This window comes from Desulforamulus aeronauticus DSM 10349 (assembly GCF_900142375.1).
GTDB lineage: Bacteria > Bacillota > Desulfotomaculia > Desulfotomaculales > Desulfotomaculaceae > Desulfotomaculum > Desulfotomaculum aeronauticum.
Map to the genome: position 1 here is coordinate 50,543 of NZ_FRAR01000009.1, position 26,809 is coordinate 77,351.

The 26,809-nt window shown below is 41.4% G+C and carries 31 protein-coding genes, 3 tRNA genes and 1 pseudogene; 17 read left to right on the plus strand and 18 right to left on the minus strand.

Annotated elements, in window-relative coordinates; all coding sequences use genetic code 11:
• Positions 1-68: 68 nt before the first annotated feature.
• Complete coding sequence (locus BUA78_RS05620; protein ID WP_072911762.1) at positions 69-704, minus strand: hypothetical protein; 636 nt, start codon at positions 702-704, stop codon at positions 69-71.
• Positions 705-1,023: 319 nt separating this feature from the next.
• Between BUA78_RS05620 and BUA78_RS21030 the strand changes: the two genes are divergently transcribed.
• The 6 genes from BUA78_RS21030 (at position 1,024) to BUA78_RS05650 (ending at position 3,458) form a co-directional block, all read left to right on the plus strand.
• On the plus strand, positions 1,024-1,143 hold the full coding sequence (locus BUA78_RS21030; RefSeq protein WP_084082324.1) for a helix-turn-helix domain-containing protein: 120 nt from the start codon (positions 1,024-1,026) through the stop codon (positions 1,141-1,143).
• Between the two features lie 121 nt (positions 1,144-1,264).
• Positions 1,265-1,840: an RNA-guided endonuclease InsQ/TnpB family protein gene (locus BUA78_RS05630; RefSeq protein ID WP_072911764.1), complete on the plus strand. Its 576-nt coding sequence runs from the start codon at positions 1,265-1,267 to the stop codon at positions 1,838-1,840.
• 387 nt (positions 1,841-2,227) lie between these two features.
• Positions 2,228-2,302, plus strand: a tRNA-Gly gene (locus BUA78_RS05635).
• 53 nt (positions 2,303-2,355) lie between these two features.
• A tRNA-Asp gene (locus BUA78_RS05640) sits at positions 2,356-2,432 on the plus strand.
• Positions 2,433-2,506: 74 nt separating this feature from the next.
• A tRNA-Leu gene (locus BUA78_RS05645) sits at positions 2,507-2,593 on the plus strand.
• 349 nt (positions 2,594-2,942) lie between these two features.
• Entirely contained in the window at positions 2,943-3,458 is a 516-nt protein-coding gene (locus tag BUA78_RS05650; RefSeq protein WP_139257263.1) for a ferritin-like domain-containing protein, read from the plus strand.
• A gap of 164 nt (positions 3,459-3,622) precedes the next feature.
• Here the strand turns inward: BUA78_RS05650 and BUA78_RS05655 are convergent, their stop codons facing one another.
• From BUA78_RS05655 to BUA78_RS20150, 3 genes are all read right to left on the minus strand, one after another.
• Positions 3,623-4,330, minus strand: coding sequence for a phosphatase PAP2 family protein (locus BUA78_RS05655; RefSeq protein ID WP_207650486.1), 708 nt, complete (start codon positions 4,328-4,330; stop codon positions 3,623-3,625).
• Positions 4,331-4,508: 178 nt separating this feature from the next.
• Entirely contained in the window at positions 4,509-4,964 is a 456-nt protein-coding gene (locus tag BUA78_RS05660; RefSeq protein WP_072911768.1) for a CBS domain-containing protein, read from the minus strand.
• Positions 4,965-5,194: 230 nt separating this feature from the next.
• Positions 5,195-5,359 (minus strand): hypothetical protein, encoded by a 165-nt coding sequence (locus BUA78_RS20150; RefSeq protein WP_175548974.1) that lies wholly within the window; start codon positions 5,357-5,359, stop codon positions 5,195-5,197.
• A 347-nt stretch (positions 5,360-5,706) separates the two neighbouring features.
• Here BUA78_RS20150 and BUA78_RS05670 point away from each other — a divergent pair, with 347 nt between their 5' ends.
• Positions 5,707-6,498, plus strand: a complete 792-nt coding sequence (locus BUA78_RS05670) for an MBL fold metallo-hydrolase (protein WP_072911773.1) — start codon at positions 5,707-5,709, stop codon at positions 6,496-6,498.
• A gap of 79 nt (positions 6,499-6,577) precedes the next feature.
• Here BUA78_RS05670 and BUA78_RS05675 read toward each other — a convergent pair whose 3' ends face one another.
• Positions 6,578-7,129 (minus strand): NADH peroxidase, encoded by a 552-nt coding sequence (locus BUA78_RS05675; RefSeq protein WP_072912033.1) that lies wholly within the window; start codon positions 7,127-7,129, stop codon positions 6,578-6,580.
• A 72-nt stretch (positions 7,130-7,201) separates the two neighbouring features.
• Positions 7,202-7,288: pseudogene (locus BUA78_RS20955) on the minus strand (rubredoxin-like domain-containing protein); the annotation flags it as partial.
• A gap of 267 nt (positions 7,289-7,555) precedes the next feature.
• On the opposite strand from BUA78_RS20955, the gene BUA78_RS21035 reads away from it, so the two are divergent.
• The 5 genes from BUA78_RS21035 (at position 7,556) to BUA78_RS05695 (ending at position 12,017) form a co-directional block, all read left to right on the plus strand.
• Positions 7,556-7,675, plus strand: coding sequence for a rubredoxin-like domain-containing protein (locus tag BUA78_RS21035; protein ID WP_420795493.1), 120 nt, complete (start codon positions 7,556-7,558; stop codon positions 7,673-7,675).
• Positions 7,676-7,911: 236 nt separating this feature from the next.
• Positions 7,912-8,184, plus strand: a complete 273-nt coding sequence (locus BUA78_RS05680) for a DUF4242 domain-containing protein (RefSeq protein ID WP_072911776.1) — start codon at positions 7,912-7,914, stop codon at positions 8,182-8,184.
• Between the two features lie 143 nt (positions 8,185-8,327).
• On the plus strand, positions 8,328-8,942 hold the full coding sequence (locus tag BUA78_RS05685; protein ID WP_072911777.1) for a DUF2238 domain-containing protein: 615 nt from the start codon (positions 8,328-8,330) through the stop codon (positions 8,940-8,942).
• A 179-nt stretch (positions 8,943-9,121) separates the two neighbouring features.
• Positions 9,122-9,814 (plus strand): response regulator transcription factor, encoded by a 693-nt coding sequence (locus tag BUA78_RS05690; protein ID WP_072911780.1) that lies wholly within the window; start codon positions 9,122-9,124, stop codon positions 9,812-9,814.
• Positions 9,792-12,017: a sensor histidine kinase gene (locus BUA78_RS05695; RefSeq protein WP_072911781.1), complete on the plus strand. Its 2,226-nt coding sequence runs from the start codon at positions 9,792-9,794 to the stop codon at positions 12,015-12,017. Before BUA78_RS05690 ends, BUA78_RS05695 begins: the two co-directional genes overlap by 23 nt.
• Before the next feature lie 152 nt (positions 12,018-12,169).
• Here the strand turns inward: BUA78_RS05695 and BUA78_RS05700 are convergent, their stop codons facing one another.
• Together BUA78_RS05700 and BUA78_RS05705 are read right to left on the minus strand one after the other, a co-directional pair.
• Entirely contained in the window at positions 12,170-12,406 is a 237-nt protein-coding gene (locus tag BUA78_RS05700; RefSeq protein ID WP_139257265.1) for a hypothetical protein, read from the minus strand.
• Positions 12,407-12,698: 292 nt separating this feature from the next.
• Positions 12,699-12,986 (minus strand): transporter suffix domain-containing protein, encoded by a 288-nt coding sequence (locus tag BUA78_RS05705; RefSeq protein WP_084082325.1) that lies wholly within the window; start codon positions 12,984-12,986, stop codon positions 12,699-12,701.
• 145 nt (positions 12,987-13,131) lie between these two features.
• Between BUA78_RS05705 and BUA78_RS05710 the strand changes: the two genes are divergently transcribed.
• Positions 13,132-13,578, plus strand: coding sequence for an acyl-CoA thioesterase (locus BUA78_RS05710; protein WP_238456736.1), 447 nt, complete (start codon positions 13,132-13,134; stop codon positions 13,576-13,578).
• An 8-nt stretch (positions 13,579-13,586) separates the two neighbouring features.
• On the opposite strand, the gene BUA78_RS05715 is transcribed toward BUA78_RS05710, so the two are convergent.
• On the minus strand, positions 13,587-14,453 hold the full coding sequence (locus BUA78_RS05715) for a DegV family protein (RefSeq protein ID WP_072911786.1): 867 nt from the start codon (positions 14,451-14,453) through the stop codon (positions 13,587-13,589).
• 275 nt (positions 14,454-14,728) lie between these two features.
• Between BUA78_RS05715 and BUA78_RS05720 the strand changes: the two genes are divergently transcribed.
• Entirely contained in the window at positions 14,729-16,066 is a 1,338-nt protein-coding gene (locus tag BUA78_RS05720) for an NAD(P)-dependent oxidoreductase (protein ID WP_072911788.1), read from the plus strand.
• A 117-nt stretch (positions 16,067-16,183) separates the two neighbouring features.
• On the opposite strand, the gene hcp is transcribed toward BUA78_RS05720, so the two are convergent.
• The 6 genes from hcp to rarD form a co-directional block, all read right to left on the minus strand.
• Complete coding sequence (gene hcp, locus BUA78_RS05725; RefSeq protein WP_072912042.1) at positions 16,184-17,485, minus strand: hydroxylamine reductase; 1,302 nt, start codon at positions 17,483-17,485, stop codon at positions 16,184-16,186.
• A gap of 220 nt (positions 17,486-17,705) precedes the next feature.
• Complete coding sequence (gene asrC, locus BUA78_RS05730; RefSeq protein ID WP_072911790.1) at positions 17,706-18,692, minus strand: sulfite reductase subunit C; 987 nt, start codon at positions 18,690-18,692, stop codon at positions 17,706-17,708.
• 13 nt (positions 18,693-18,705) lie between these two features.
• The gene (gene asrB / locus BUA78_RS05735; RefSeq protein WP_072911792.1) at positions 18,706-19,509 is read right to left on the minus strand and encodes an anaerobic sulfite reductase subunit AsrB; all 804 of its coding nucleotides are present in this window, start codon (positions 19,507-19,509) and stop codon (positions 18,706-18,708) included.
• Complete coding sequence (gene asrA / locus BUA78_RS05740; protein WP_072911794.1) at positions 19,502-20,524, minus strand: anaerobic sulfite reductase subunit AsrA; 1,023 nt, start codon at positions 20,522-20,524, stop codon at positions 19,502-19,504. Before asrA ends, asrB begins: the two co-directional genes overlap by 8 nt.
• 151 nt (positions 20,525-20,675) lie before the next feature.
• Entirely contained in the window at positions 20,676-21,107 is a 432-nt protein-coding gene (locus BUA78_RS05745) for a universal stress protein (RefSeq protein WP_072911796.1), read from the minus strand.
• A 191-nt stretch (positions 21,108-21,298) separates the two neighbouring features.
• On the minus strand, positions 21,299-22,261 hold the full coding sequence (gene rarD, locus BUA78_RS05755; RefSeq protein WP_072911800.1) for an EamA family transporter RarD: 963 nt from the start codon (positions 22,259-22,261) through the stop codon (positions 21,299-21,301).
• Positions 22,262-22,422: 161 nt separating this feature from the next.
• Here rarD and BUA78_RS05760 point away from each other — a divergent pair, with 161 nt between their 5' ends.
• A complete protein-coding gene (locus tag BUA78_RS05760) occupies positions 22,423-22,824 on the plus strand; it encodes a hypothetical protein (RefSeq protein WP_072911803.1) in 402 nt (133 codons plus the stop codon).
• Positions 22,825-22,991: 167 nt separating this feature from the next.
• Positions 22,992-23,660, plus strand: a complete 669-nt coding sequence (locus BUA78_RS05765) for an MCP four helix bundle domain-containing protein (RefSeq protein WP_072911805.1) — start codon at positions 22,992-22,994, stop codon at positions 23,658-23,660.
• 276 nt (positions 23,661-23,936) lie between these two features.
• Here the strand turns inward: BUA78_RS05765 and BUA78_RS05770 are convergent, their stop codons facing one another.
• A complete protein-coding gene (locus BUA78_RS05770) occupies positions 23,937-24,542 on the minus strand; it encodes a PilZ domain-containing protein (protein WP_072911808.1) in 606 nt (201 codons plus the stop codon).
• Positions 24,543-24,747: 205 nt separating this feature from the next.
• Between BUA78_RS05770 and BUA78_RS05775 the strand changes: the two genes are divergently transcribed.
• A complete protein-coding gene (locus BUA78_RS05775) occupies positions 24,748-25,449 on the plus strand; it encodes a response regulator transcription factor (protein WP_072911810.1) in 702 nt (233 codons plus the stop codon).
• 123 nt (positions 25,450-25,572) lie between these two features.
• Here the strand turns inward: BUA78_RS05775 and BUA78_RS05780 are convergent, their stop codons facing one another.
• Positions 25,573-25,956 carry a YlbF/YmcA family competence regulator gene (locus tag BUA78_RS05780; protein ID WP_072911813.1) on the minus strand — a complete coding sequence of 128 codons (384 nt, stop codon included), beginning with the start codon at positions 25,954-25,956 and terminating at the stop codon, positions 25,573-25,575.
• Positions 25,957-26,021: 65 nt separating this feature from the next.
• Positions 26,022-26,756 carry a YkgJ family cysteine cluster protein gene (locus BUA78_RS05785; protein WP_072911815.1) on the minus strand — a complete coding sequence of 245 codons (735 nt, stop codon included), beginning with the start codon at positions 26,754-26,756 and terminating at the stop codon, positions 26,022-26,024.
• Positions 26,757-26,809 lie beyond the last annotated feature (53 nt).

The window sequence follows — 26,809 nt, forward strand, 5'->3', positions numbered from 1 at the left end:
TGTTTTTCCCGAAAGAGAGTAGTACCATTGCGAAAAATCAAACTCGGTGAGGTTGTCACCGAGTTTCTTCAACGCTTTTTTTTCTTAGTAGGTTTATTCTTTTGGCTGATAATTCTTGGCTGATTAAAAACTTCGTCTGAATAGGTGGGTGCAGCGGCCAGCACAGACTCATTAAGTTCTTCTAAGACCTTCGTTACAATCTTTTTTCGCTCAGAATTTTCTACCATATCGATGGTGGAATGAACAACCGGTAAAGATGTCTTTGCTTTTTGTTTACGTGTTTCTTGCACCGGAGCAATATTTTGTTGTGTTTCCTGCACAATAATCTGCTCCTGATCAGCGGGGGGCGTATTTTTACTACTGGTGGAGTAATTAGCTAGGGTAAGGGAGGCAATTTGCGCATTTAGCAAAGATGCCTGCGCCAAAGTGTCTTCGAGGGCTAGAACTTCCTCGGGGGTTCCTTCCACTCCAAGAGCCTTAATGGCATCTTCCTTCATTAACTTAACCCACTCAGCTACCACATCTAGGCCTTCTTGCAGCTCCTTAAAACTAGAACGGATTTGGTCACCAAGTATTTTTTCAATTTCTTCTTGCCGAATGGAAAGGTTTAAAACCTCATTGCGTTCAAATTTTGTCAAAGATGATAAGGGCTTGTCTAGGCGGTTTATCCTGAGAACAATATCACGATATTCTTTAAATAGCATGTAAATAGATACCCCCTATGTTGTTTTAAAGAAATATTCGCTAGCTAATAGGAAAATCCTTCCAATTAATAAGAAAATAAGTAAATATTTTCCATAAAAAATTACCTTCTTGATATGTCTATCCTTTTATACTGTTTAACTTACCCGCGTCAGAAGTCCCCTTCCTGAACTTTCCATGCTTGCGATAACAAGGGTGAAGGTGGGGGATGAATGGCGGCAGAATGAGGATAGATATACAAAACGCTTGTTCTGCCTAGGTTCTACTACTATAATAAGAATATGGAATATACATGGCAACTGTAGGTGAGGTGAAATTGCTATGTACAATCCCAGGGAACATAGGAACTACAAGTTTCGAATATACCCAACCAAAACACAGGCAGAAACCATACCCAATTTGGCAATGGTCTCGGAGCCTGCTTCAAAGAAGAAAAACTAGCTCTATCCAAGATTGGCTTAGTAAAAATCAAACTGCACCGGGAAATACCAGGTAAAGTAAAGACTTGCATCATCAAGAGAGAGACTACCGGCAAATGGTATGCAGTGCTATCGGTTGAAGAATGCCCGGTACTATACTCACCGAACTGGAAAAAACCGGTCTGGATGTTGGGATAGAGAAACTAGCTACCTTATCAGACGGCGAGCAAATCCCTAACCCTAAACCTATACAGAAATCAGAGAAAAAGGTAAAGCGTGCCCAAAGGGACTTATCCCGTAAGAAAAAAGGTTCAAAAAACAGAGATAAGGCAAGGCAAAGACTAGCCAAAATCCACGAAAGAATTCGCCATCAACGTCAAGACTATCTCCACAAAATAGCCAGTTATTTGGTTTGGAAGTATGGCAAGATTGTAGCAGAAGATTTGCAGATACAAAACATGCTCAAAAACCACCATTTGGCAAAAAGCATTGCTGATGCAGGCTGGGGCTATCTCTTTACAATGCTCTCGTACAAGGCTGAAAGTGTTGGTCGGGAGTTTATAAGAGTAATAGCCCATGGTTCCTCTCAGGAGTGCAGTCAATGTGGTGCTATCGTAAAGAAAGACTTGGCGGAACGGGTACACCGTTGTCCGCACTGTGGTCTGGTGCTGGATCGTGATCACAATGCGGCAAAGGTATTAGAAAAAAGAGCTTCTTAGTCAATAGATATTCTGTACCGTAGGAACTACGGCAAATGCTTGGGGAGCTGGGGTGGGTGCATCCCACAATGAACCAGGAAGCCCCTTCCTGAACACCAGTGAAGGTGGGGGTGAGTTCACAGAAGTGGTATACTCCAATCATCAAAGATTATTAAATAATAGCAAAGGGAGTGGTTCCTCTGGAAGACATGTTACAATTCTACAGCAGTCTTTCCCAAGCAGAAATGCTCTTACTGTTTCTTGGTGTAACAATCGCTTTGGCTTTAATAATTATTGGTTTTAAGCGGAAATACAGTGACTAAATTATTGATCAAATAACTACAACTTGGATGTTGACTTGTCCAGTCAGATTATGCTATATTAATATTCGTCGGTGCGAAATGATATGCGGAAGTGGCTCAGTGGTAGAGCATCGCCTTGCCAAGGCGAGGGTCGCGAGTTCGAATCTCGTCTTCCGCTCCAATTGATATTTAAGGTGAGGGTTATCAAGTTCGAAGCCTCTCCAGTTAATTTTTGGAGCTGTGGTGTAGTGGCCTAACATGCCTGCCTGTCACGCAGGAGAACGCGGGTTCGACTCCCGTCAGCTCCGCCATTTAATAACTGCTATTTGATAGTTGACAAAAATAGCAGAAGGTTGTTATACTAAATAAGCTAAATAGGTCACGCGCCCGGGTGGCGGAATAGGCAGACGCACAGGACTTAAAATCCTGCGATGGCAACATCGTGCCGGTTCGACCCCGGCTCCGGGCACCATATAGTATAAGGGACTAGGTACTTTACCTGGTTCCTTTTTCATTTACCGCACCGTCAATTGACGGTTTAAAGATGCTATTTAATTTACCAGCACGTTCCTTATCCATATCTTTAAGGACGTGCTGATATTTTTTTGTCTATATCAGAAAGTATGCCTTAGCTCATGGGTACTTGAGAATCAGATAGATGATAGTAAATAAGGAAATCATTAGCGGCTTTTCAAATCCAATAGCCTTGTATCGTCAGTACGACTAAAACAGTACCGCCTGACCCGGATGGTGGTACTGTCATAATATCCTGTCTTCACCAATAAACTTACAATATAGGTATCGCGGAAAGGAGAATGCGCATGAATGATAAGCAAACTAGGGAGTGCAACTACAAGGTAGATGCGCCATATCCGCCGGTGCGAGTGGCTGGTATAAATCCCGTTTATGCCTGCGAGATGCTCAGTAACATGGCCGAGGTTGTTTCTGAAATGAGCGACGTTACCCGGTATTTCTACATCGCCGTTGTAACGGGGCCGCAGTATAGTTGGATTTCAAAATGCTTTCACCATATCAGCATCGTTGAAATGCACCACCTCAATATATTTGCCGAGCTGGCCCTGCTGCTTGGGGCGGATCCGCGACTTTGGAGTTGCCAAGAATGCACGCCCTGGTGGTCACCCTCGTTTATCGGTTATCCGCGCGAGTTACGCGCGCTAATAGCTGAATCAATCAAAGCAGAGGAAGCAGCCATTAGCAAGTACTCCAGACAGGCGAATACCATCTGCGATATGAATATCGTGGCGATCTTACATCGCATTATACGCGACGAGGAGCGTCACCTGCAGATTTTCCATGAGATATATCAACAGATATAAGGTTTTTTAAAAAAGCAGAGTTTGCTCCTTAATCACCAGCGTCAGAATGGCCTTCATTTGACCCCTGATGACTTTTGACAATCAATCCGCAATGGCCAGTTCCAGTCCACTACCCTCCATACTGTTAGACCGTGATTTGTCATCACCTTACTAATGCGTATCTGTCAGATGTTTGGGTTGTATTTTTGGCCTTTATAAAAACGGATACTTTGTAAAGCAATAATACAGGCTGCTAACCATACTCCACCAGCTGCATATCCTGCCAAAACATCACTTGGGTAATGAACACCTAGATATATACGGCTGAGACCTATTGCAAGAATAAGAAAAACAGTTAAAACTGGCACATACCAGGATGATTTACCTTGTTTTCTTAAATTTAGCCATAATAAATAACCAATCATTCCGTAGAAGGTTGTTGATACCATAGCATGTCCACTGGGAAAACTATAACCGTTAACCTCTACCAGATGCAGTATATCCGGCCGTGCTCGCTGAAAGACACTCTTAAGTAGATAATTTAGACAACTTCCGCCAGCCAAACTGATAACCAGGATTACGGTTTCCCAGAAGTGTTTTAAACGAAATAGTAAATACCAGCCTAAGACCAGGAGCAAGGCAATTTCAAAATAGGCCGAACCAATTTGGGTTACCCCAATAAAAAAACTGGTTAACTTAGCACTAGCAAAACTTTGAATGAAGTGAGTAATGGACGTATCAAATAAAATAAGTTCATTCTCAAGCAGTTTTGATGCCAGCTTCCCGAAAAGGGTCAATAAAATAGCCCCCGCAGCTAGTCCCCAGATTATGTGCAGAGAAAATTTACTGAGAGGAGAACGTAAAACCGAATTTATGATTCGCATTAGTTTCATTCCTAACCACCTTTAGGACTAAATGTTATATTGTTCCCTTTAAATTCTAAAAACGTTGTTAATAAAAGGCAGCACCCCCCAATTGGGTTGCTGCCTTAACTGTTCCGGTCAATCAACTGAAAAGTGGTACAGCTTTTTAAAATGATAGATGCTTTACTACAGTAATGATTGTTTGGTTTTAAAGCAGGGATTTGAAAGAATGCCTGATCACATCGCCACGGCTGATGATGCCAACTAGTACCCCATTACGTTCAACCGGTAGTTTTTTAATTTGTTTTTTTCCTAAAATAGCAGCAATATCTTCAATTTCTTCATCCCAGGAAACTTTAAAGACCTTGCCAGCGACGATTTCCATGACATTCAAATTCAGTAGCCTTTGTGCTCTTTCCTCAAACTCTTCATTGTCCCCTTTGACCACAGCAATATAAAAGATAGAATCAATGACTAGATTCTTGTGTTTTCCGATATAACGCATAATATCCCCGTCACTCACATAGGCAATAATTTCGTTTTTGTCATTGACCACAGGAACGCCGCTGATGCGATGCTGAATAAATTTTTCAATGACAGACCGTACGGTGTCACTTTCCTTAACTTTATAAACTTCGTTAATCATAATTTCATGAGCTTGCATACGTATCTCTCCTATCATATCGGTTTTAAGTTAAAAAATCAGTTAGATAAAAAATAAATTTGCTATTTGTATCTTTTCCTAATATAGTAACAAAGCATATTATTGTATTGTACAATTACTTACCCGTGATGTCTACATATTGCCTTTTAATAAAGTAGTTGTGACCTTAGATTAATTATAACCGATAAAAGAAATGAATGTAAAAACCGATCCAGAGGATCGGCTAATTACTAGAGGGTTTTCTTTTCTTTGCGTGAAGTCACACCCATATCTTCTTCTAGTTTTACCAGCCTTGGACTAACATCACCGGCAAATTGATCAAGTCTGGCTGGTTTGCTGGCGGGACGGTCTGGATATCTGGTGTTTGGGCTGTTGCTGGTTCCTCGACCTGACATAATAATCACCTCCAGCCTTATTATGCCCCTAAAGCCGTTGTCTAATTTTGTTTGCGAGAGGAATCTCATAAATGACCAATCAAAAACCGCTGTGCCCGAAGTGTAAGCATTTTTATATTACCTGGGACAAGCAGTTTCCCAATGGCTGCAGGGCATACCGTATAAAATCAAAATATCCACCAGCCCTGGAAGTATTGAGAGCAACAGGAAAGGCCTGTCTGGTTTTTGCTAGGAAGATCCAGCTTAAATAATTCCGGTTGTCAAAATAGATTCCATTTTGCATTTAGAGGAATCTTTGAGAGAAAGAGCCAATAGTAGAAGGAGAATAAAACGGGAGGCTTAGCCCATTGAGATTTTGCACTCTTTCTTCGTGCAGTTATGCAAACAGTGTTGTTGTTCAAGATCATAATACCTGTATTTTGGTTGATTGTGGTTTAAGGAAACGAGACATCAAGCCCTTTCTAGATACAGTAGGATTAACACCAAGTGATATCGATGCGGTTCTCGTGACTCACTGCCATGTAGATCATTCATACGGTCTAAATTACCTACTGGCAGAAAAAGATATCCCTGTATATTCCACTACCGGTGTTTTGAGGGAACTATCTATCGGATATGCCTTTAAAAAGACACCAAACCTGGTAGCTCTACATCAGGAACGGGCAGAAACCATCAATACCATTAAGGTAACCCCTTTCAAACTTTCGCATGATGTTGAAACTATTGGGTTCCTCCTAAGTGATGGCAGGGAAACCCTTGGTTATCTGACGGATACCGGCTTTGTACCTGAAAGATGCTTGGCAGCCTTTCAATCAGTTAACTATTTATACATAGAATCAAATCACGATGTGCAAATGTATCAAAGTTCTCGTAAACCTTATTTTGTCAAAAAGCGCAACCTCGGGCCCCAGGGCCATTTGTCTAACGCTCAATGCCGGGAGGCTTTACATTTAATGGGGTTAAAAGAATGCGAACTGGTAGTATTGGCTCACCTAAGTGAAGAGGATAATCAACCGGACATTGCTCTAGATACTGCCAGGGCAGGTTTAGGGGCAGACACCAAACTAGTGACTGCGCCCTCTCGTTTACCTGGTGAGTGGAGTAATGTAATATTACAAAAAATAAAAACCAATACTTAAGATTCAAATTCAATCAGCAAAAAACCTAGCGGACATTTTGTCCGCTAGGTTTTTTGCTAAAGCAAGTAAGCGCAGTTAATTAATTTTGTTTAAAGTAACGGTCCAACAAACCTTTAAATACTTTGCCGTGTCTGGCTTCATCTTTGCACATTTCATGAACGGTGTCATGAATGGCATCGTAATTTAATTGCTTTGCTTTGGTGGCAATGTCTTTTTTGCCCTGACAGGCCCCAAACTCGGCGGCCACCCTTAATTCAAGATTCTTTTTGGTATCTGCATGAACAACTTCACCCAGTAACTCTGCAAATTTGGCGGCGTGTTCTGCTTCTTCAAAGGCAATTCTTTTGTAGGCCTCAGCAATTTCAGGAAAACCTTCCCGATCTGCCTGGCGACTCATTGCTAGATACATCCCCACTTCGGTGCATTCTCCAACAAAATTGGCTTTTAGACCTTCAATAATTTCAGAATCAATACCCTGGGCAACACCAATTTTGTGTTCATCGGCCCATTGTAGGGTACCTTCTTGTTTTTCATTAAACTTATCTTTGGGAGCTTGGCAGAGGGGGCAATTTTCTGGTGCTTCATTACCTTCATACATATGGCCACAAACGGAGCAAACAAATTTCTTCATAGTAAGCTTTCCTTCTTTCATTTTAGATTTATTTTCTTTACTACTCTTGGGGAGGATCTCTTCAAAGGCCGAGTTGTCCAGAGCACATAAGGGACAGACTGGGGGAAGGGCTTCACCTCTATGGACATAGCCACAGGCTTTACATCTCCATTTTGTCATCCTACTTCACCTCTTACGAATGGATTGGAAGCCAATCCGGTTGTTGAAACTAATAATATCAGGACAATCTTGCAAAACCCTTACGAAAAAGTTGACTAATTATTGAAATGTGATCACTAAACTAGATGGGTAGCCTTACTTGTCTTAGGGTTTAGTTAGATCAATCTTACAATAATCTTAATTTGGCAGGAGCAGGATACTATTTGGGTACTAATTATGTTTAAATAGTGTCAGCTAAAAAATTTAGGAAAAGAGGTGCAGCAATATATGAAAAAATGGAAGTGTAAAGGCTGTGGTGCACTACGGCCAGGAGATACAGCTCCAGAAGTTTGCCCAATCTGTGGGGGATCAAATTTTGTAGAGGCTGTAGAAAAACCCAGTAAATAAGTAATCTAGGAAAAGCCGTCGGATTGTTAGGTTACAATACCGACGGCTTTTCCTAGTTTGTAATGTATTTTTGGAAGTATTATGGCTGCTGCTCTATTTTCGAACAAGGGGCGTTCTGTTTTGGGACTCGTTTAAGTGCCCACTATTAGCAGCATCAGTATTTTGAATAGTCTGTTTTATGGGAATGGTTATTGCATAATTACTACTTATAAAACCACGAAAGGGGTGGGCTGGCAATGCCCAAGTATGTAATTGAAAGAGAAATTCCCGGTGCCGGTCATCTAACAACTAACGAGTTGCAAGCAATTTCGCAAAAGTCCTGCGGTGTTTTAAGCCAGTTAGGGCCTGAAATTCAATGGGTACAAAGTTATGTTACCGATAATAAGATTTATTGTGTGTACATTGCCCCTAATGAAGAAATGGTTAGGCAACATGCCACCAAAGGTGGGTTTCCGGCCAATTCTGTGGCTGAAGTTAAAAGAGTAATTGATCCCACAACAGCGGAATAACTATGTAATTAAATTTAATAAAAACTGTCTCGCCAAAAGGAGTTAACGCCGGGCGGGGCAGTTTTTATTTTGCTGGACAACAGTCCGTTTTAGATATGCTAAAATAGATTGTAGTCTTAATAGACCAAACCCAAGGAGGTCAAATGGATACAAAGAAATTTCATTTACTGTTAGTCATTAGTTACTTAGCTGTATTTGTTTGGTCAATGATAAATCCCCACGATTATTTTACCTGGTTCTTAGAAGTACTGCCGGCTGTTATCGGGTTAATCCTGTTGTTTATTATTTATCCTACGTTTAGGTTTACCAATTTAGTTTATGTCCTAATTTTTTTTCATGCCATCATTTTAACTATCGGTGGTCATTATACTTACGCGGAAGTACCCCTTTTTAACTGGTTGCAAGAAATCTTTAATTTAGATAGGAACTATTATGACCGACTTGGCCACTTTGCCCAGGGTTTTGTGCCGGCCATGGTTGCCAGGGAGATATTAGTGAGAAAAAAGATAATAAAAAACAACCGCTGGTTATTTTTTATTACTGTCTGTATTTGCCTATCCATTAGTGCACTGTATGAACTCATTGAATTTGCCGTGGCGCTGTTAACCGGAGCAAGTGCCGAAGCATTTCTGGGGACCCAAGGGGATGTCTGGGATACCCAGTGGGATATGTTATTTGCCTTACTGGGAGCGATCTCTTCGCTGCTGTTATTACAGGGGCAGCAGGATAAAACGTTAAAGTCTACGCTTCCAGAATAGTGGTTTACCTCCAAACCGATAGTTTTTTAACGAAAGCCTCGACCTCCGGGTAGAGGCTTCATTAATTTGGGGAGTTACACTTAAACTTTAAGAAAGTCTTAAGTATTATGTTGGCTGGTTATTAAGAATTAGACTTTATAATGTGGTTAGTCTAGTATTGAAACGAGGGGTTGTGAAAAATGGATAACTATTTTGTATTAGTAGTAGATGACGAAAAAGAGATCCGAGATGCTATTGAGATATACCTAAAAAATGAGGGGATTACGGTTATTAAAGCTAAAGATGGTATTGAGGCTATTGAAAAATTGCATGAGCATACCATTCATCTCATTATTTTAGATATCATGATGCCTCGACTGGATGGGATAGCCACTACCTTTAAAATTCGTGAGAAACAAAACATTCCTATTATTATTCTAAGTGCTAAAAGTGAGGATATGGATAAAATTCTTGGCTTGCAGGTGGGGGCGGATGATTATGTGACCAAGCCCTTTAACCCACTGGAACTCATTGCCCGGGTTAAATCTCAGCTAAGAAGATATGTTACGTTAGGTACTTATGAAGGAAGCAATAAGGTAATTAACCTGAAAGGTCTTACCCTAGACCAAGCTGCTAAAGAAGTTACCGTCAATGGTGAAGTGGTGAAATTAACTCCCACCGAATACAAAATTGTTGAATTATTGATGACCAACGCCGGTCGGGTGTTTTCGATTGATGAAATTTATGAGCGAGCTTGGAAAGAGCCCGGTTATAACCCGGAAAATACGGTGGCAGTGCATATTCGTAAAATTCGTGAGAAGATTGAGATCGATCCAAAAAATCCAAGATATTTAAAGGTGGTGTGGGGTATTGGCTACAAAATGGAAAAATAAAGCCTCATTGGTGGCGTGGGTAATACTATTTACCTTTGGTTTAAGTGGCATCCTATCTGCCCTCTCCCAGGGGAGTAACTATCTGAAGCGGGATTATTTCCAAACTGAACAATTTGCATACCAGTTAAATGAATTTACCGACTTCCTAAGTATGTTTGAGCTAAACTATCTGTCCCCGGAAGAAGTGAAAAAGGGGATTACCGTTACCCCAGAAGAAATTGATGAACATCGTCATCGCTATGGGGATCTAGCGATGCAAATTAACGATATCAAGGGGCAGTATGAAGATAAAATTCAGCAAGCAATACAAGCACAAAACCAAGAGCTAGTGGATTTTTATAGTGCTGAAAGAGATAAAAAAATAGAGGACATCACCAATAATTTTAAAAGTGACGAATACGTCCAAGCAAAGGTAATTAAAGAAAAAGAGCAGAAGATTGACACCTATTATCGTGACCTGGAAAATTACCGTAACCAATATGCCAATTTAAAAACAGGGTTTGTCTACTATTTAAAAGATACCACCACCGGGGACATCTATACGAATATAGCTGCCGCCAACGAGGCTGAGGCAAACAAACTCATCAATAGTAAAAATATGTTGTTTATTCGTAGTTTTCCAACGGCAAAGGAGGGCTATCTCTCCCGTGAGAGGACTTATTATAAGCTGGAAAATTCGGATATTGTAGATACCATTCTGGGGAAAAACGCGAAGGCATTTGAAGGCAAAATTGCGGTGCCTAAAGCAATAGCCGCTACGAGTTTGGTTTTGGGCAATTACCAGGATTATCAAGAAAAACAAAAACTTTTTATCATCTATACGCTGAGTGCCCTGGCAGCGTTGCTGCTAAGCATTTATATCTATAAAAAAACGGACCTTGTAGAAATAAACATCCTAGAGCAATGGCAAAGCTACTATAATCGTATTCCCATTGATATAAGTGTCATAACCTTTGCCTTTTTTAGTCTTATTACCCTAATCCTATTATTCAGTTATGATAACCTGCACTTGTATAAATATCCGTATGCCTTAATTAAAGAAACCATTTTTGAGGTATTTTTTACTGCCTTTTTCGTGGTGGTCACCTTTTTACAGGGGAGATTGCTGTTAGCGAGAGTCAAGGATTGGCCTAGCCTTCAGGCAGAATGGCCCAACAGTATACTCGCTAGAGTCAATGGAGGGATGCGGGTAGCCTTTCTGAATCGAAGAATGGGTACGCAAGTATTGCTTCTTCTGATGGTGGTATTTGCCTTTGGTGTTGGGGCGGCTATCGTAGGTGTGGAACCGGAGTTTATTCTGCTTTATGCACCGGCATTCTTGGTAATAGGTATGCCAATTCTCCTGGTAATTGTTAAACGTACGGGATATTTTAACCAAATTGTTCACAATACCAGTGAATTAGCCCAGGGCAATCTGGAGCCAGATCTACCGGTACTAGGGAAATCAGCCTTAGCAACCCTGGCCGGTAATATAAATACCCTAAAGTACGGTGTTAAAACCTCTCGCAAGGAACAGGCCAAAAGTGAACGCTTAAAAACAGAACTTATTACCAATGTAAGCCACGACCTGCGAACCCCATTAACCTCGATTATTACCTATACAGAACTGTTGAAGAAACCGGATTTGTCCGAGGAAGACCGGCAATCCTATGTGCAAATCATCGATCGGAAATCAAAACGATTAAAGGTACTTATTGATGACCTGTTTGAAGCCTCTAAAATGGCCAGTGGCAGTATTGAGTTGTCCAAAGAAAGGGTGGACCTTGTTCAGCTTTTGCAGCAAACATTGGCAGAACACAACGAGGCTATCACTGAATCTACCCTGCAATTTCGGGTAAGCAACCCAGACAAGCCCGTTTATGCCGTTGTCGATGGGCAAAAGTTATGGCGCGTCTTTGATAACCTCATTGGTAATATCCTAAAATACTCGCTAGAGAATACCAGGGTATATATCTCTCTAAAATCTTTACCTGGCCAAGCGGTTATTGTTTTTAAAAATGTGACGAAATATGAATTGGGTGAAGATATTGAGGAACTGTTCGAACGCTTTAAACGGGGCGATACCTCCCGTCATACAGAGGGCTCGGGGCTTGGGCTGGCTATCGCTAAATCCATTGTTGATCTTCACAACGGAAATTTAGATATTGAGGTAGACGGTGATTTGTTTAAAATAACGATAACACTTACCACTACGAAGAACTAAAGCTTTATTTTGGCATATCGGAAAGTGTAATACTTTCCGATATGCCAAAGGGCAAACTAAGCTTCCGTCGGCGTCTAAAGACTTGGCATACCCCCTAAAGGGCATAACCTATAGGTCACAGGCAGGTAAACAAGCCAAGTTCTTCTAATGAATTAAAATCTAAAAGTATCTTTCTTAAGGCTAGAGTGGTTCATTAGCCAGTAAATAAACATGCCACCAACTGGAAAGATAAGGGATACTGAAAACCAAAGGAAGGGTGAAATACCCAAAGCGGGCTGTGAAAGTGTTTTTGCATCCTGAAAAACGATTAACGATAGTGCTAAATGGGCTGCAAAGGCTACGAGTAACCAAGTCCAGTAGATAACAATTAAAAAACCAGCAAAACCCATCATAAAACCTCCCATGGTAAAACGTATAAAACTATAGATACTCTAAGAAAGCCCTAAATACCTTTTAATTTGCCACAGAAATAAGACCCCTGCAAGAGCTTTGCAGGGGTTTTTGTAGCCCTCTTTTAAGTTCATTAGCCATTTCTAGAACTTACGTTTCCGTAGAGGCACTAATTTCTTCAGTGGAAGCAGTTTGCTAATGAGCCAGGGAATTACGGTTTCTGGGAGATCGCTAATAATGTATCAGGCATATCCTTTGCGGTATGCAGAGTTTTGAGCTGTTTTTCTAGATCTAAGAAGCCTTCTTAAACCAATTAAGGGGATTTAGAAGTTTTTTATACTTTTTGATGACATCCTTACCGAGAATAAAACCACCTACCCAAAAAGATACCTCTCCGAGGAAGACGAGGGCAGATGTAACCAAGGCCTTTACCCCAAAACTGAAAGGCATGGCTGGTACTAGGAGTATCCCACCGTATAGAATAAATGAAAGAATAACCAGGCCAAGCCCCACTTTTTTTGTGGCAAAGGATGATTTATTACAAGGATTGGTTGGTTCAATTTCGTTAGTTTGTTTCAATGGCAGATACCTCACAATTCAATATTGTTAGTTTGCTATATTCAATAGAATGGTATAATGTCCTGTAGGATATTCTTTAATTCCATCAACAACTGGCAAAGGAACTGCACCTTTGGCAGCAGACTTTGGGAGTGACGTAATTAAAATGAATAAAAAACTGGCAATGGAAAGCATGTATATTTCAGAAAAAGAAATACAAATCTTATATGCGGATACCGATATGATGGGTGTCATTTATCATGCTAACTATCTCAAATGGTTTGAGTTAGGAAGAACCCAACTGATTATTGATATCGGCTATAACTATTTGGATATGGAAAGACTAGGTTATTATGCACCGGTTTATAAAGTTGAAATAACCTACAAGAGAGCGATTCGTTATGGTGAAAAGGCTGTGGTAAGGACCTGGGTTGATGAAAATAATGGACTACGCACAGTCTACGGCTATCATATTTTAAATGGGAAGGGAGAGATATGTGTGGAGGGCACCTCCACACATATTGTTGTTAGAAAAGAGGATTTTAAACCAGTCCAATTTAAAAAGGTTTTCCCGGAGTGGTTTCAAAAATATGAAGAAATCAAGAAAAAATAATTATTTATTTATATTTCATTGGGGAGAAAAACGGCAAGTGCTCCTGGGCCGCCATAGGCTCCCACCACAGGTCCGATAATTCCCAGCTGAATAGCCCTTACTTTTACTTCCTTCAGTAATTCTGCTTTTAATAGCAGTGCATCTTCAAGGCAATTCCCATGTGAGATGGCAATGGTCTGTTCTGTTGGGTTGATAATATTCTCTTTAACTGACTGGACTAAATGCTGGATGGCTCTTTTTCTTCCCCGGACCTTGTCCAGGATTCCTACTTTACCCTCTTGGTCCAAACAAAGCATGGTGTTTATTTTTAGGAGTGAACCAAGTGCATATTGCAAAGTATTAATTCGCCCACCTTTTCTTAGATAGTCTAAATCATTAACAGTCATAAAGGTTTTAAAGGCTTTAATGCTTTTCTTCAGACAAGTCTTTATATCTTGAATCGATTTCCCTTGCTGTTGCATTTCCAGAGCTTTTAACACCAACAGCCCTTCACCCATAGAGCCTGTTAAAGAATTGAGGAGCGTAATCTTAGCAGCGGGATATTGATCTAGAATCATTTTCTTGGCTAAATTGGCACTATTATAGGTACCGCTTAACCCCGAGGAAACACCAATATAGAGAATTTCTATGCCCTTTTGGACAAAGCCCAGGAATAAATTATAAAATTCCTGTGGTATGGCCTGCGATGTTTTTATTACATGTCCTTCTTTCATCGCTTGATAGAAATCAGTGTGGCAAAGGGATTGGCCAAAATCATCGGGATACTCTTTACCCGTCAGTTGAAAAGTAAGAGTCGCGTAGCCAATATTTCTATTGATAATGGTGCTTTGCGGAAGATCGCAGCAAGAATCTGTTAAGATCACAAAGTTGTCCAAAACAATCCCCCTCGTATAAAGTTGAATCCCTAAAAACACTTTTTCTAGCAAAAAAGACAAATATCTACTGTTAACGACGTAATAATCGTTTTTTCGAGCTAGTGCTATTGTATCATTTAGACTGATCAAGGTAAATTGCCAATGAATGTGAATATTCTAAATTACCATGGAGTGCTGTATATTTCACTTTTTTTATAGTAGAATTTTCTTTGTGGTTCTATGATCAGCAGAAAATACTATTATAATTAGCTCTTGGTAATTTGGAGGAATAGATGATGATTATTAACAGCAATAGCAATTTTGATGAGAAAGAGCTTACCTTTGACGAAATAGATCTTGGCTTTACCACCAAAGAAGCCATTGCAGAAGCCAGACGTTGTTTAAACTGTGCTAAACCCCACTGCCGTACAGGCTGTCCCATCGAGAATAATATTCCTGCCTTCATCCAGGCACTGTCCAAAGGAAATATTGGTGAAGCAAGGGAAATTATTGCCGAGCGGAGCAACTTACCTGCGGTATGCGGTCGTGTTTGTCCCCACGAAAAACAATGTGAAGGGCATTGTGTTTTAGCGAAAAAACAGCAAGGTATTAACATTGGTAAATTAGAAAGATTTATTGCTGATTTCGATGCCGAAATGCATCTTTCGAAGGATAAAATGCCTGCCAAAACGAAAGGAAAAGTAGCCGTTGTTGGGTCCGGGCCTGCAGGATTAACAGTGGCTGGTGATCTAGCCAAGAAGGGTTTCAATGTGGTGGTTTTTGAAGCAGAAAGTGAACCCGGTGGCGTGCTGCTTTATGGTATTCCAGAATATCGATTACCCAAAGAAGTAGTGCGGCAAGAAACCGAACGCATTGCGTGTCTCGGGGTAACCTTTATGAGTAATTGCCTGGTGGGGGAGACTATTACCCTAGATCAAATGTTTGAACAAGGATTTGATGCAATATTTATCGGTACAGGCACTGCCTTGGCCAGGGATCTAATTTTACCGGGTAGGGAACAGCAGGGTATTGTTCAGGCAGCATACTTTCTACGTACCGCAACACTATATAATGAAGGGAAAATTGATCGTAAGGAAGTGCCTGTTAACCGAGGGGATGAGGTACTGTTAATTGGTGCCGGCAACGTGGCCATGGATGCAGCCCGGACAGCTTTACGCCTGGGAGCCAGCAAGGTAACCGTTGTCTATCGCCGGTTAGAAAGTGAAATTACAGCCTTACGAGCGGAGTATGAAGGTGCTGTTGCTGAAGGGGTAACATTTCGCTGGCAGACATCACCTACCCGCTTTGTCGGTAAAAATGGTGTAATTACCGGCCTCGAGGTGACAACCACTGAAGGCAAAAGCATCTTGGCTGCCAATAAAATTCTCCTGGCGATAGGTTCTCGTCCGGCAGCTCGGATTGTTTCAACCACCACAGGCATTGAAGTAAATCCTGCGGGTTATGTCCTTACCAAAGACCGTCCTTACGGCATGACCACTCGTAAGGGGGTTTTTGCCGGAGGAGATGTGGTCCATCAGCCTGCTACGGTGGTCTTGGCCATGAAGGAAGCCAAGCTGGTAGCCAAAGGTATTGAAGCCTATGTAGAAGCCAAGAAGCTGTTGGATGAATGCTAAATAAAATAGAAAAGGGAGCGGGGCAAAACCTACTTTTTTGCGTCGCTCCCTTTTTGGGTTATGAGCCATCGGCTTGATTAGTTTAAATGTGATATTCCTACTCTATAACTGTGCAGGTTACTTATTGCCACCCAACATGCGAGCCAGGTCAGCCTGGGGATCACCACTGATGAGGTTTAGATTAAAGTTCTGCTGTAGTACTTCTACTACGCTGGGATGCATGAATTCTGGTAGTTTTGGACCAATGGTAATATTTTTGACCCCCAGACTTAAAAGACCCAGCAGTATGGCCACAGCTTTTTGCTCGAACCAGGACAATACAATGCTCAAAGGTAGGTCATTGACGGTTACACCAAAGGCTTCAGCCAAAGCCTGAGCAATATGAACCGAGGATACCGAGTTGTTGCACTGCCCTAGATCAATATAACGGGGGATATCCGTGCCTTCAATGTTGCCATATTCCACATCATTAAATCTAAATTTTCCACAAGAAGTGGTAATGATTATGCAATCCTTAGGAATGGAGGTTACCAGTTCCCTAAAGTAATCTCTACCTTTGGTGGGAGCATCGCAGCCTGCCACCACAAAGAAGCGTCTAATTTTACCGGCCTTAACGGCATCCACAATGAGGGGGGCCAGCGGTAAGACATTCTGGTGATGGAAGCCAGTAAGCAGGGTCTCGCTGGAGTCAATATTGGCCTTGGGTAAAGAGAGGGCTTTATCAATAAGAGGCTTAAAATCTTTGCTCTTCAGCTTGGTAGCTCCTTCTACACCGGCTACTAGGTAGGTAAACATCCGGTCACCATAAGTCTTATTGCGTATGGGCATTACACAGTTGGTAGTGACCAGGATGGCACCGGGAAATTTCTCGAAGATCTCCCGCTGATCGTACCAGGCCTTACCGATATTACCCTTCAAATGAGGGAATTTATGCAACTCGGGATAACCATGGGCAGGCAGCATTTCTGAGTGGGTATAGATATTAATACCCTTGCCTTCCGTTTGTTTTAACAGTTCCTTTAGAGCTAACAAATCGTGGCCGGTAACCAGGATGCAATGGCCCTCTATTTTGTTATTGGAAACACGAACTGGCTTGGGGATTCCCAGTTCCGAGGTGTGAGCTTGATCCAACAGGTCCATTACCTTAACGCAGGCGGTACCCACCCTCAGGCACATCTCAATATGATCTTGCAGATGGAAGTTCGAGTTGGTCAACGTTAAAAACAACGCTTCGTGAGTAATGGCATTGACTTCGGGGCTATCGTGTCCCAATTCCCGAGCGTGTACGGCATAAGCAGAGACACCCTTTAAACCAAGAATAATGGTATCTTGCAGACTGGCAAGGGTGGGATCTTTACCACATACCCCAATTTGAGTACAACCACCCGGTGGCGCGTATTCACACTGGTGGCAGTGCATTTTAGTTGTTTTTTCAACTTCCGGTTTACTTTCCGGCTTTTCTCGGCCAAATATTTTATCAAACACCACATAACACCCCTTGTATCGTTTTCATTAGTATTCATGCGTAGCGAAATATCCATACCAACTTTTTGTGTTACTTTTTTAAAAAGAAAACAGCCGTATCTTTGTTAGATGCGACTGTTTTTTGTAAAACCCCTAAACCTAGGTATTTTCTTTCTTATTCTAGATGGATATTTCGATCGTACATGTAGCCACCGAAATCAATAAAATGAGCTACTCTTGTCTTAGGGAGTAAGGTAACGTCCCTTAAAACTTCTTCTTTAAAAATACTAAATCCGGTTCGATCCACAATATATCCCACGTGTTCCTTGGGCAAGGATCGGTCAATATATTTATCAATATAGGTATAAAGGTTGCTGCAGACCTTTAAGACGGTAGCCCGATCAGCCCATTCCAAGAAACTGCGGGCAATGCGGGGGTTTTTCTTACCGGTGCGACCCATGATAATCACCCGGAAATATTGATCTCCCCGGGTCCAAGCTGCTGTGGGACATTTCAGGACACACTCACCGCAGCCAATGCAACGCTTAGGATCTCGTTTTACTCGATGGTTTTCAAAGGTAAGGGCGCCGGTAGAAACCTTGTGGCAATTCTTCACACAAGCTTGGCAACCAATACAACGAGAGGATTCGTACAAAGGTTCCACCTGTCCGATAATACCGATATCTTGCATGTGGGCTTTGATACAGTCGTTGGGGCAGCCGGTAATGGCAACCTTTACATGAGGGTCGTTAGGATAGATGATTTTTTCCACGTCCCACGCCAGAGTGGTTGTATCAAAGACGGCATTGGGACACACCCGGTTGCCAATACATGCAGAAACATTACGAGTACCTGCGGCAGGATAGCCCTTGGTGGGATCATCAATGGAGACACCTCTGTTAATTTCCAGCTCCTGAAGCAGGGGAGCTAACAAATGATTAATTTCTGCCATCTTGGCAAAGGAAATACCGGGCACCTCAAAACCCTGACGGGTGGTGAGATGAACAGTGCCGTTACCATATCGTTCGGCAATTTCTTGCACCAAAGGCAAGAACTTTACCGGCAGGTGGCCTCCGGGCACCCGGATACGCAGACAAGTAAGGTCCCGGTGCTTGGTAATGCGCCAGGCATTTTTCATCACTTTCTTGGTATGAATAGACATGTTAGCACCCCCGTTAATCCAATAGGCTCTTAGCTCGAGTATAGGTAAACACCGGACCTTCCAGACAAACATACGTATCATCTATTTTGCAATGGCCGCACTTACCAATGCCACAGCACATCTTCCGCTCAAAGGAAACCCAAATGTGTTCCTCCGTGATTCCTCGCTTTAAGAACTCCTGAGCAGTATATTTCATCATTACTGGCGGTCCGACGATAATCACCCGAAGGTCATCTAAATTAGTCAGGGGGATTTCCGGTACCCATTGGGTAATCAAGCCCTCTCGACAGGGAAGGGAACTATCACAGCCTTGCATTTTATCGACAGTTATTATTACATTAAATTGCTTAGACCATGAGGTAAGCTCTTCTTTAAAGAGGACATCATTGCGGCTTTTAAAACCGGCAAGCACATCCAGCCGACTTAGCAGCTCCGGTTGGCGATAAAAGTGATTAATAATACTTTTTACCGGGGCTAATCCTGTACCACCGGCAGCAATGACTAATTGCTTACCGGTAAGGTCTGGCACCGGAAACCCATGACCATAGGGTCCACGCAGGAACAGGTGATCCGCTTCGTCCAAGAGATGGATCACGTTGGTTACTTTACCCACCCGGCGGATGGTCATTTCGATATAGCCTTCACCAAAATCACTAATAGAAATGGGGCATTCACCAATGCCGGGAAGAGAGACTTCCACAAATTGTCCCCACTGGGGTTTGAGCTCACAGGCCAGCCGGTAGGTCCAGTCAATGTCTGTTTGTTTCACTACACTGAGTATTTTAGCTTTAAAGGGAAGATATGGGTTATTAGACATGCTGCTGCACCTCCTGCAAGGCATCACTCAGTTTGTTTACACAGTTAGCAAAGGAAATATATTCTGGGCAGACGTCGTCGCAGCGGCCACAGCCCACACACATTGGCAATCCAAAGCGCTTTTTAAAATCATAAACCTTATGCAGTACCTTAAAACGCATTCGCTGACCCTTGTCCTGACGAAAACTGTGCCCTCCGGCCATGTCCGTAAAACCATCAATTTGGCAACTGGACCAGACCCGACGTCTTTCACCACACTGGGGATTATCTTCATAGAATAAATCCTGCATGGTAAAGCAGCTACAGGTGGGACAAGAGGTGTTACAGCGTCCGCAGGCAATGCAGCGGGTTTTATATTCATCCCAGAGTTTATGGAAAGCGAGAGACGAAACGAGATTTTCCGATATTTCCGGGAGGGAAACCCGTTGGTTGTTTTGCTGCGCAAATTGGGGGCTAACCTGCAGCGGCTTTCCCAGGGAAGCGAAGAGGCCGGCAAAGTCTTCCTTTACGTCGCATAGATATGCCCCGTTGTCCGGACGGAGGGAGAAAGAATAATTCTCTGTTCGCTGAGTGCCCATGGATATACAAAAGCAATTATCAAAGCTGGTAGGGCAGTCTAACAGAACAAGCTTCAGTTTACTTCTTAGCTGTAAGTAATAAGAATCCGGATGAGGTCCGTTTTCCAGCATAATTTTATCCAAGCGGGTTACTGCATGGATATCGCAGGAGCGCATCAAGACGATAATGTCCTTAGGGTTCATTTGGGGTTCCCGGTATTCATCTTCGGTAAAATAAAATAGAGTTTGCGTAATGGGGTAAAAGACTTCTTTGGGGGAGAAATAGGATTTTTGCTGAAACACTACGTCTTCGATGCGATTAATTTCGCCATAGCCAATTAGATCCGTATTGGAGAAGCGCCCCTGACCGGGCAAAAGTACCGGTGCGTAGATCTTGTAATCTTTCTTTAGCGCCAATAGAAGCTGGTTCATGTTATCACGTGAAAGCTGATAACCCATCTATATCCCTCTCTTTCATGCGATTATTAACTAAAAATATAGCACAGGGAGGTGGGCCGGAGAGTGATTTATCTCACGACTAAGGTAGGCAGGAAGAAAAATGCAATAAAAATGGGCTTGTCTGTACCAAGGGTAGAGACAAGCCCAAATACTATTTTACCAGTGTCACCGGGCAATGTGCTTGGTGCAGAACCCGATGACTCACACTTCCCATAACGAGACCCTGTAAATCTGTTAACCCCCGAGAGCCTAACACAATATGGGTAAAATCATTCAGTTTGGCAAACTCCGTTATTTTATCGCTGGGATGGCCGTTAATAAGTTGTTTCTTGATAGTAACCCCGAACTTATCAAAAGCAACAGTTTGCTCATTAAGAACTTGCCATCCTTGTGCTATAACTTCCTTTTCAATCTCTGGAATTTCTGTGGAAGAATTGGCCATCTTATGGATCTCTTTTTTGAAATTTACTACATGAACCACCGTGATATCTAGATCCTGCCATATCCCGGCAAGGTTGGCCAGATACTGAGCAGCTCGTGCAGCATTCTCCGATTCATCCACGGCAAGCAGGTATTTAAACATGTTTTTCCCTCCCAAGGTATTGGAAAACACTATACCATTATCTAACCTCAAAAGATGTGATTTATGCTTAGAAAAACTTGTCTCCGCCAAGTCTTTAGACGCCGGCGGAGGCTTAGTTTGCCCTTTGGCAAATCAGAAGTTTTTATACTTTCTGATTTGCCAAAGAAAAACCAGGTTTTAGAACCTGGTTGCTAAAAGTTTTTATGCGGTTCTTTGGTTTTCCAAAATGCTTTTTTAAACAGCAAAGCTTCCAATTGCAGTAAGGGTTTGGTCTTAGCCAGAGAGAAAAGAATCAAGGCAGACCAGATAAAGCTAAAGGAAACCAAATGTACAGAAGTAAAAGATTCTTTATAAAGGGAAACACCTAAGATTAAAGCAATAGTTGGAGCAATATATTGCAGCAATCCCACAATGGTTAAGGGAAGCCGCTGGGCGCCGCTGGCAAACAAGATCAGAGGAACTGCTGTTACAACACCGGCACCCATTAAAAGAAAAGGTATAGCAGACACAGAAAAATCAAAGAAACCACTCCCCTGATTATGCAACATACCAAGATAAAGTAAGGCAATGGGACAGACTAGGAGAGTTTCTGTAGTAATACCCGTAACGGATCCCAGCTTAACGGTTTTCTTAACCAGGCCGTATAGACCGAAACTAATCGCCAGGGATAAGGCTATCCAGGGGACTGTTCCGAAATGAAGGGTTATATTTAAAACACCGATTAGGGCTAGCAAAATGCCCATATATTGCCAAAAGGTTAACCTTTCTTTTAAAACTACAATTCCCAGTAAAACACTTACTAACGGGTTAATATAGTATCCGAGACTAGTTTCAATGATATGATTATTGTTAACTGCCCAAATATAAGTACACCAGTTAACACTTATTAAAATAGAAGCTAGTATCATGCTAACAAGCTTTTTCCAATCTTGGATAATTTCTTTTAGCTCAGTCAAATAGCTCTTAACCTTTCCCGTGACCAATAACAAAGCTATCATAAAGACAAAGGCCCACAAGATACGGTGAGCCAAAATCTCAAAGGCGGGTACTTTCTCAACTAGTTTCCAATAGGCGGGTAGCAATCCCCATAAGATGTAAGCAAAAGTGGCGGCAATGATACCCATACCTTGTTTGTTCGATGTATCTAGTTTCATTTTTTATCTCCACAATATATATTTATTCTACAAAACTAATTGTAGTGATAGTGAGTTTAAAATGCAACCTCAAATGCAAGACAATAAAATCCCCCGCAGGTGTGTGAAAAAATTTCCTCCACTTTGTGATATAATTAGAAAAAACAATAGGAGGATACCCCTTGAAAAGACTATTCATGCTTGCTCTACTTTTCTCCATGTTTATTACAGGTTGTAGTTCTCAGGACGGCCCTGCAGCAGATAAAAAAGTTACCGAGCAAGAGGTGCGCCAGGCGGTGACCGAACTAGTAAACGCTATCAATAGTGGCAATGTGGAAGTGGTTGAAAAATATGTGGGTAAGGCTGGTCCTGTTGCTAAACAATTAGTGGACAAGCTTAAAAATAACATTACGTTATCCAATGTAAGGGATATCTCTATTGAAGGCACCACAGCCCAGGCCACTGTTACCCTGGAAGTGATTCCCCTAGACATAAAAAAGGATGTTACTTTAACCTTCAACATTACGGATGTTTTGGTTCTTAATAATCCACTGGGACTGTTATCCATTTTACTTTCTAAATGAGGACTAGAGATTAGCCTGGGCAACCAAGGCTTTTTCTTTTATCAAAAAGTTTAGGAAACAATAAATTTGATAAAACCCCGTTTTTTTGTATGTTATATTATTGAATATATCTTTTCCATTCGAAAAATATGTAAAAATAGTTGTTTATTATAGAAGGGAATAAAAAGATGAGCAGAAGGGTTTTCGGGACATTCCTGGTTATTATAATAGTCATGCTTGCCACAAGTTCAGTAACCATCTCTAAATTATTTACTATGAATTCAAATGCTAGGGAAATTGCCCAAACATGGGTGCCCAGTATCCAACTAATGGGTTGGATGAATGGAGCGGTATCAGATGTCCCGAGACTCGTGCTGCAAATAACTCTAGAAACTGAGACAGAGGAAATGACTGAACTGGAGAAGGAGGAACTTAAGCCCTTATTAAAGCAAATTCAGGAAAAGCTTGTCATCTATGAAAAACAATATATTAGTAATAAGGAAGAAGCAATTTTATATGAGCACTTTAAAGAGAAATGGGTTCTTTATCTAAACCATCTCCCGTCCATCGTTGCGGCGGGTAAAGAAAATAAATTTGATGTTGCTAACCGGATGATTAAAGAGACTTACCCAATTTGGCAGGACGCCAATAATACCATTAACCAGATAATAGATATGAAAAACAAGGAGGCTCAAAGGGCTTCCCAAAGTTCTTTTACCTTATTTGAATCAAGTATTTTATTAATTCTTTTTCTAAATCTCATTGCCTTTATATTGATTGCCACAATTGTCCTTTGGATGTCATCTAAGGAATTCAAGGAATTAATCTACTTGCTTACAAGATCTCAAGAAAAATAGCGAACGATTGTTGTTTAACATGGTGTCAAAAATACAAGCAGTTTTCCACAAAGAAAGATTGTTTTGCACTTTTAACTGTAATGAAAAACTAAGGCTTTTGCCGGTGTTTTGAAAACATGGCACTGGCCTTAGCTCTTTTAATAACACTGGATAGGAAAAAAGTCCCGAAACAAATCAACTTTAGTGGATAAAATTGTGTATAACCCTGTGGATAAGCTACAATATGTGTGGATAATTGCGGCTATAAGTGCTAATTTTCCATAAATTGTAAGAACATTACTTATTAAGTCTGACTGACAGGAGTGTTAAGGAGCCCTGCAAACGGGAACTCAGATTGATAAACTGAAAACCTGCAAAGGGGATATTATCGTAATGCTTCCGCCAGGCTAATTTTACATCTAGCTCAAAGGGGAAATCGTCAATTTGCATCTGCGCCTTAATTGGTTGTTTAGAATGAAGTATTTCTTCCAGTTCGGGAACCAGATACACCATCATACCTCCGGCGGAGAAATTTACCAGGGCACTTTGTGCCTGTAAAGATCCAGACCAAAAGAGTACATTGGTAGAATGATGGGCGCGGAGAAACCTTCTTTCCTGGGAATCCAATAGAATTTCTGGCATATGTAGGCCGTAAAATTTATCGTTTTGTGTCCCTAGTATGTCTACCATTGTTTCTGCCTGATAGAATCCTTGAGGTAAAGAAATACCTACTTTAACCCGTTGGTCTTTTTGTAAGACCAACACTTGGTTGCCTTCTTTAGGCAGGTTAATCCAAAAGTAATCCGACTCCACTTCAGTTACCATGGCATTAAATGGTGGCTGAATATCGGCTTGGAGTATGATTTTTTGTTTGGGAGTGATTATCTCCTTTCCCTTTGCCATACTTTTTTCACCACCCTCTACACTAATTTAAAAAAGTTTTAAAATGATTAGAGTAAATATATTTCTCTAATCATTTTAAAAACCCTGTTGTTTAAAACATTTTTTAAAAGAAAAAACCCTTAAATCGCAAGATTTAGCAGGAGTTTAGAGGGAAATGTCAAAATTACTTAGTTATCGCATGCAAAAAATTTTTTGGAGGGTAGTCATGGTAAATGGAACAATTTTAATTGCAGATGATGATCGGCGTATTGTTAAAATCATCACCCATAGTTTAGAACAGGAAGGTTACAAAGTAATGGCTGCCCAAGATGGCGAGGAAGCTGTGAGATTGGCAACAACCTTGCACCCAGATCTAGTAATTATGGATATCATGATGCCTAAACTGGATGGTTTAGAGGCATCACAAAAGATAAAGGCCAAAGTTGATGTCCCTATTATTATCCTTTCAGCAAAGGACGATGTAGTGGATAAAATTGTCGGGTTTAAGATGGGTATTGACGATTATCAAACCAAGCCCTTTAGTCCAGCAGAGTTAGCCCTAAGGGTAAAGGCAGTGTTGCGGCGGAGTAAAGGTAGCCAAGAACAAAAGAGAAATAAAGAAATTTTAGAATACCCCCATGTGTACATTGAATACGCAACTCGCTTGGTTCGTATCTGGGGACAAGAAATCAGTCTTACCGCTAAAGAATTTGATATGCTTTGGCTCATGGCTTCTCATCCTTCTCAAATTTTCTCCCGCTTACAGCTATTAGAAAAAATTTGGGAGAGCCATTATGAAGGTGATGAAGACACCGTTACAGTACATGTTAGAAGGTTACGGCGGAAAATTGAACAAGATGCCGCCAATCCAGATCTTATAAAAACCGTTTGGGGTGTGGGTTATAAATTTGAGGCGCCCAAAGAGTAAACAAATAGGCTTTGGTCACAGCCAAGGGCAAAATTACAATATTAGTTTTTTATACTTTTTGAAGTGCAAAAAAGAGACTTCGCATTTTTAACGAAGTCTCTTTTTTTTGATTGTTAATCTACATTACTCGGCATTTTCCCCTTCATCATCAGCAGGGAGTGTTTCCTCGGATGCACGAATGCCTGCCCGAATCTTAGTGCTAATTAGGGACATAACTCCTTGAAATTTCCCGTGGGCTTCGAAAGAAGCCTTAACGACGGGATTTTCAATAGCTTTAGCTTCGGCTTCTTGCATATTTTTCTTATCTACATCGGATAAGGGAATACCGGCTAACTTTTTCTTTTGAATATCCATCTGCAGTTGTTGAAGTCCTTCTACCAGTTGGCGGGCATTTTCATCATGCAGAAGAGCAGCTTCAGCGTTTTTCATGTTTTGGTATTCTTCTGTTTCGGAGAGAATTTTACCCAGTTGAATACAGAGATCTAATGCTTCATCAATTTTTGCCAACAGTTGTCACCTCCTATCCATATCTTCTCCAAAATATAACAAAATCCTTCAACTTAGAAAAACCCTTAAAATTGGAAAAGGGTGGCCTTTTCTATAAAGCCATTTAACAGTTCCTTCTCTCTGGCATCGGTAAATTGCTTCATCACCTTAATTTTCCGTGACCTGGCACCGCTGCCTAACACGGTGTTACATAAGTGAACAGGATAGGGCAGCAGGGTACCCTCCTGATCCACCAGTTCTTGGGGGAAAAAACTATAATCCAGTGTACCGATTTGAGCAGCCAATCCGGCCATTGAGGATTTGTCTTGGTAGCCCTGCGGGGAAATCACCTTATCGCACCAGGCTAAATCATAATTTACAATTTCCTCGGGAATCGTAATGTCGTATTCTTCCTTGAATTTTTTGGCTAAGTGTTTTAGACCACGATCGCCAATCTCAAAATCTTCTTTGGATAATAATCCGTAAGCCCGACAGGAGAAGGGGCGTACTTGGTAAATTGAGCATTTGTTGTCTTGTCCTAAGAAGGGACAGGTCTGTTCGGTATCCACCAGTTCCAGATAATAGTACTCAGTAGCCTTCTTTAGGAGTTCCTGCCAACTGTCTTTCATATTGTCACGAACGTATTTATACATATTTAAATACTCAATAAAGAAAGCCGGGGGACTGCCCCATTTGCAACATGTTGCACAACTGGCACAGGTGCTTTCGGGTAACATAGCGTAAGCCTTTTCAAGTTTGACAAAAAGCTCGTTCTGTTCAGCCCTTCCCAGAGCAGAATAAAGTTCGACCTGTTGCAACATTTAAGCTCATCTCCTTCAAGGTAATAACTATTAGCTAGTACCAATTATAACAA

Excerpts from the sequence above, each read along its gene's own strand:
- BUA78_RS05620 (WP_072911762.1), bottom strand. The coding sequence starts at position 704 with ATGCTATTTAAAGAATATCGTGATATTGTTCTCAGGATAAACCGCCTA.
- BUA78_RS21030 (WP_084082324.1), top strand. The coding sequence starts at position 1,024 with ATGTACAATCCCAGGGAACATAGGAACTACAAGTTTCGAATATACCCA.
- BUA78_RS05630 (WP_072911764.1), top strand. The coding sequence starts at position 1,265 with ATGCCCGGTACTATACTCACCGAACTGGAAAAAACCGGTCTGGATGTT.
- BUA78_RS05650 (WP_139257263.1), top strand. The coding sequence starts at position 2,943 with ATGAATGATAAGCAAACTAGGGAGTGCAACTACAAGGTAGATGCGCCA.
- BUA78_RS05655 (WP_207650486.1), bottom strand. The coding sequence starts at position 4,330 with ATGAAACTAATGCGAATCATAAATTCGGTTTTACGTTCTCCTCTCAGT.
- BUA78_RS05660 (WP_072911768.1), bottom strand. The coding sequence starts at position 4,964 with ATGCAAGCTCATGAAATTATGATTAACGAAGTTTATAAAGTTAAGGAA.
- BUA78_RS20150 (WP_175548974.1), bottom strand. The coding sequence starts at position 5,359 with ATGTCAGGTCGAGGAACCAGCAACAGCCCAAACACCAGATATCCAGAC.
- BUA78_RS05675 (WP_072912033.1), bottom strand. The coding sequence starts at position 7,129 with ATGAAGAAATTTGTTTGCTCCGTTTGTGGCCATATGTATGAAGGTAAT.
- BUA78_RS21035 (WP_420795493.1), top strand. The coding sequence starts at position 7,556 with ATGAAAAAATGGAAGTGTAAAGGCTGTGGTGCACTACGGCCAGGAGAT.
- BUA78_RS05680 (WP_072911776.1), top strand. The coding sequence starts at position 7,912 with ATGCCCAAGTATGTAATTGAAAGAGAAATTCCCGGTGCCGGTCATCTA.
- BUA78_RS05685 (WP_072911777.1), top strand. The coding sequence starts at position 8,328 with ATGGATACAAAGAAATTTCATTTACTGTTAGTCATTAGTTACTTAGCT.
- BUA78_RS05690 (WP_072911780.1), top strand. The coding sequence starts at position 9,122 with ATGGATAACTATTTTGTATTAGTAGTAGATGACGAAAAAGAGATCCGA.
- BUA78_RS05700 (WP_139257265.1), bottom strand. The coding sequence starts at position 12,406 with ATGGGTTTTGCTGGTTTTTTAATTGTTATCTACTGGACTTGGTTACTC.
- BUA78_RS05710 (WP_238456736.1), top strand. The coding sequence starts at position 13,132 with ATGAATAAAAAACTGGCAATGGAAAGCATGTATATTTCAGAAAAAGAA.
- BUA78_RS05720 (WP_072911788.1), top strand. The coding sequence starts at position 14,729 with ATGATTATTAACAGCAATAGCAATTTTGATGAGAAAGAGCTTACCTTT.
- hcp (WP_072912042.1), bottom strand. The coding sequence starts at position 17,485 with ATGCACTGCCACCAGTGTGAATACGCGCCACCGGGTGGTTGTACTCAA.
- asrC (WP_072911790.1), bottom strand. The coding sequence starts at position 18,692 with ATGTCTATTCATACCAAGAAAGTGATGAAAAATGCCTGGCGCATTACC.
- asrB (WP_072911792.1), bottom strand. The coding sequence starts at position 19,509 with ATGTCTAATAACCCATATCTTCCCTTTAAAGCTAAAATACTCAGTGTA.
- asrA (WP_072911794.1), bottom strand. The coding sequence starts at position 20,524 with ATGGGTTATCAGCTTTCACGTGATAACATGAACCAGCTTCTATTGGCG.
- BUA78_RS05745 (WP_072911796.1), bottom strand. The coding sequence starts at position 21,107 with ATGTTTAAATACCTGCTTGCCGTGGATGAATCGGAGAATGCTGCACGA.
- rarD (WP_072911800.1), bottom strand. The coding sequence starts at position 22,261 with ATGAAACTAGATACATCGAACAAACAAGGTATGGGTATCATTGCCGCC.
- BUA78_RS05765 (WP_072911805.1), top strand. The coding sequence starts at position 22,992 with ATGAGCAGAAGGGTTTTCGGGACATTCCTGGTTATTATAATAGTCATG.
- BUA78_RS05770 (WP_072911808.1), bottom strand. The coding sequence starts at position 24,542 with ATGGCAAAGGGAAAGGAGATAATCACTCCCAAACAAAAAATCATACTC.
- BUA78_RS05775 (WP_072911810.1), top strand. The coding sequence starts at position 24,748 with ATGGTAAATGGAACAATTTTAATTGCAGATGATGATCGGCGTATTGTT.
- BUA78_RS05785 (WP_072911815.1), bottom strand. The coding sequence starts at position 26,756 with ATGTTGCAACAGGTCGAACTTTATTCTGCTCTGGGAAGGGCTGAACAG.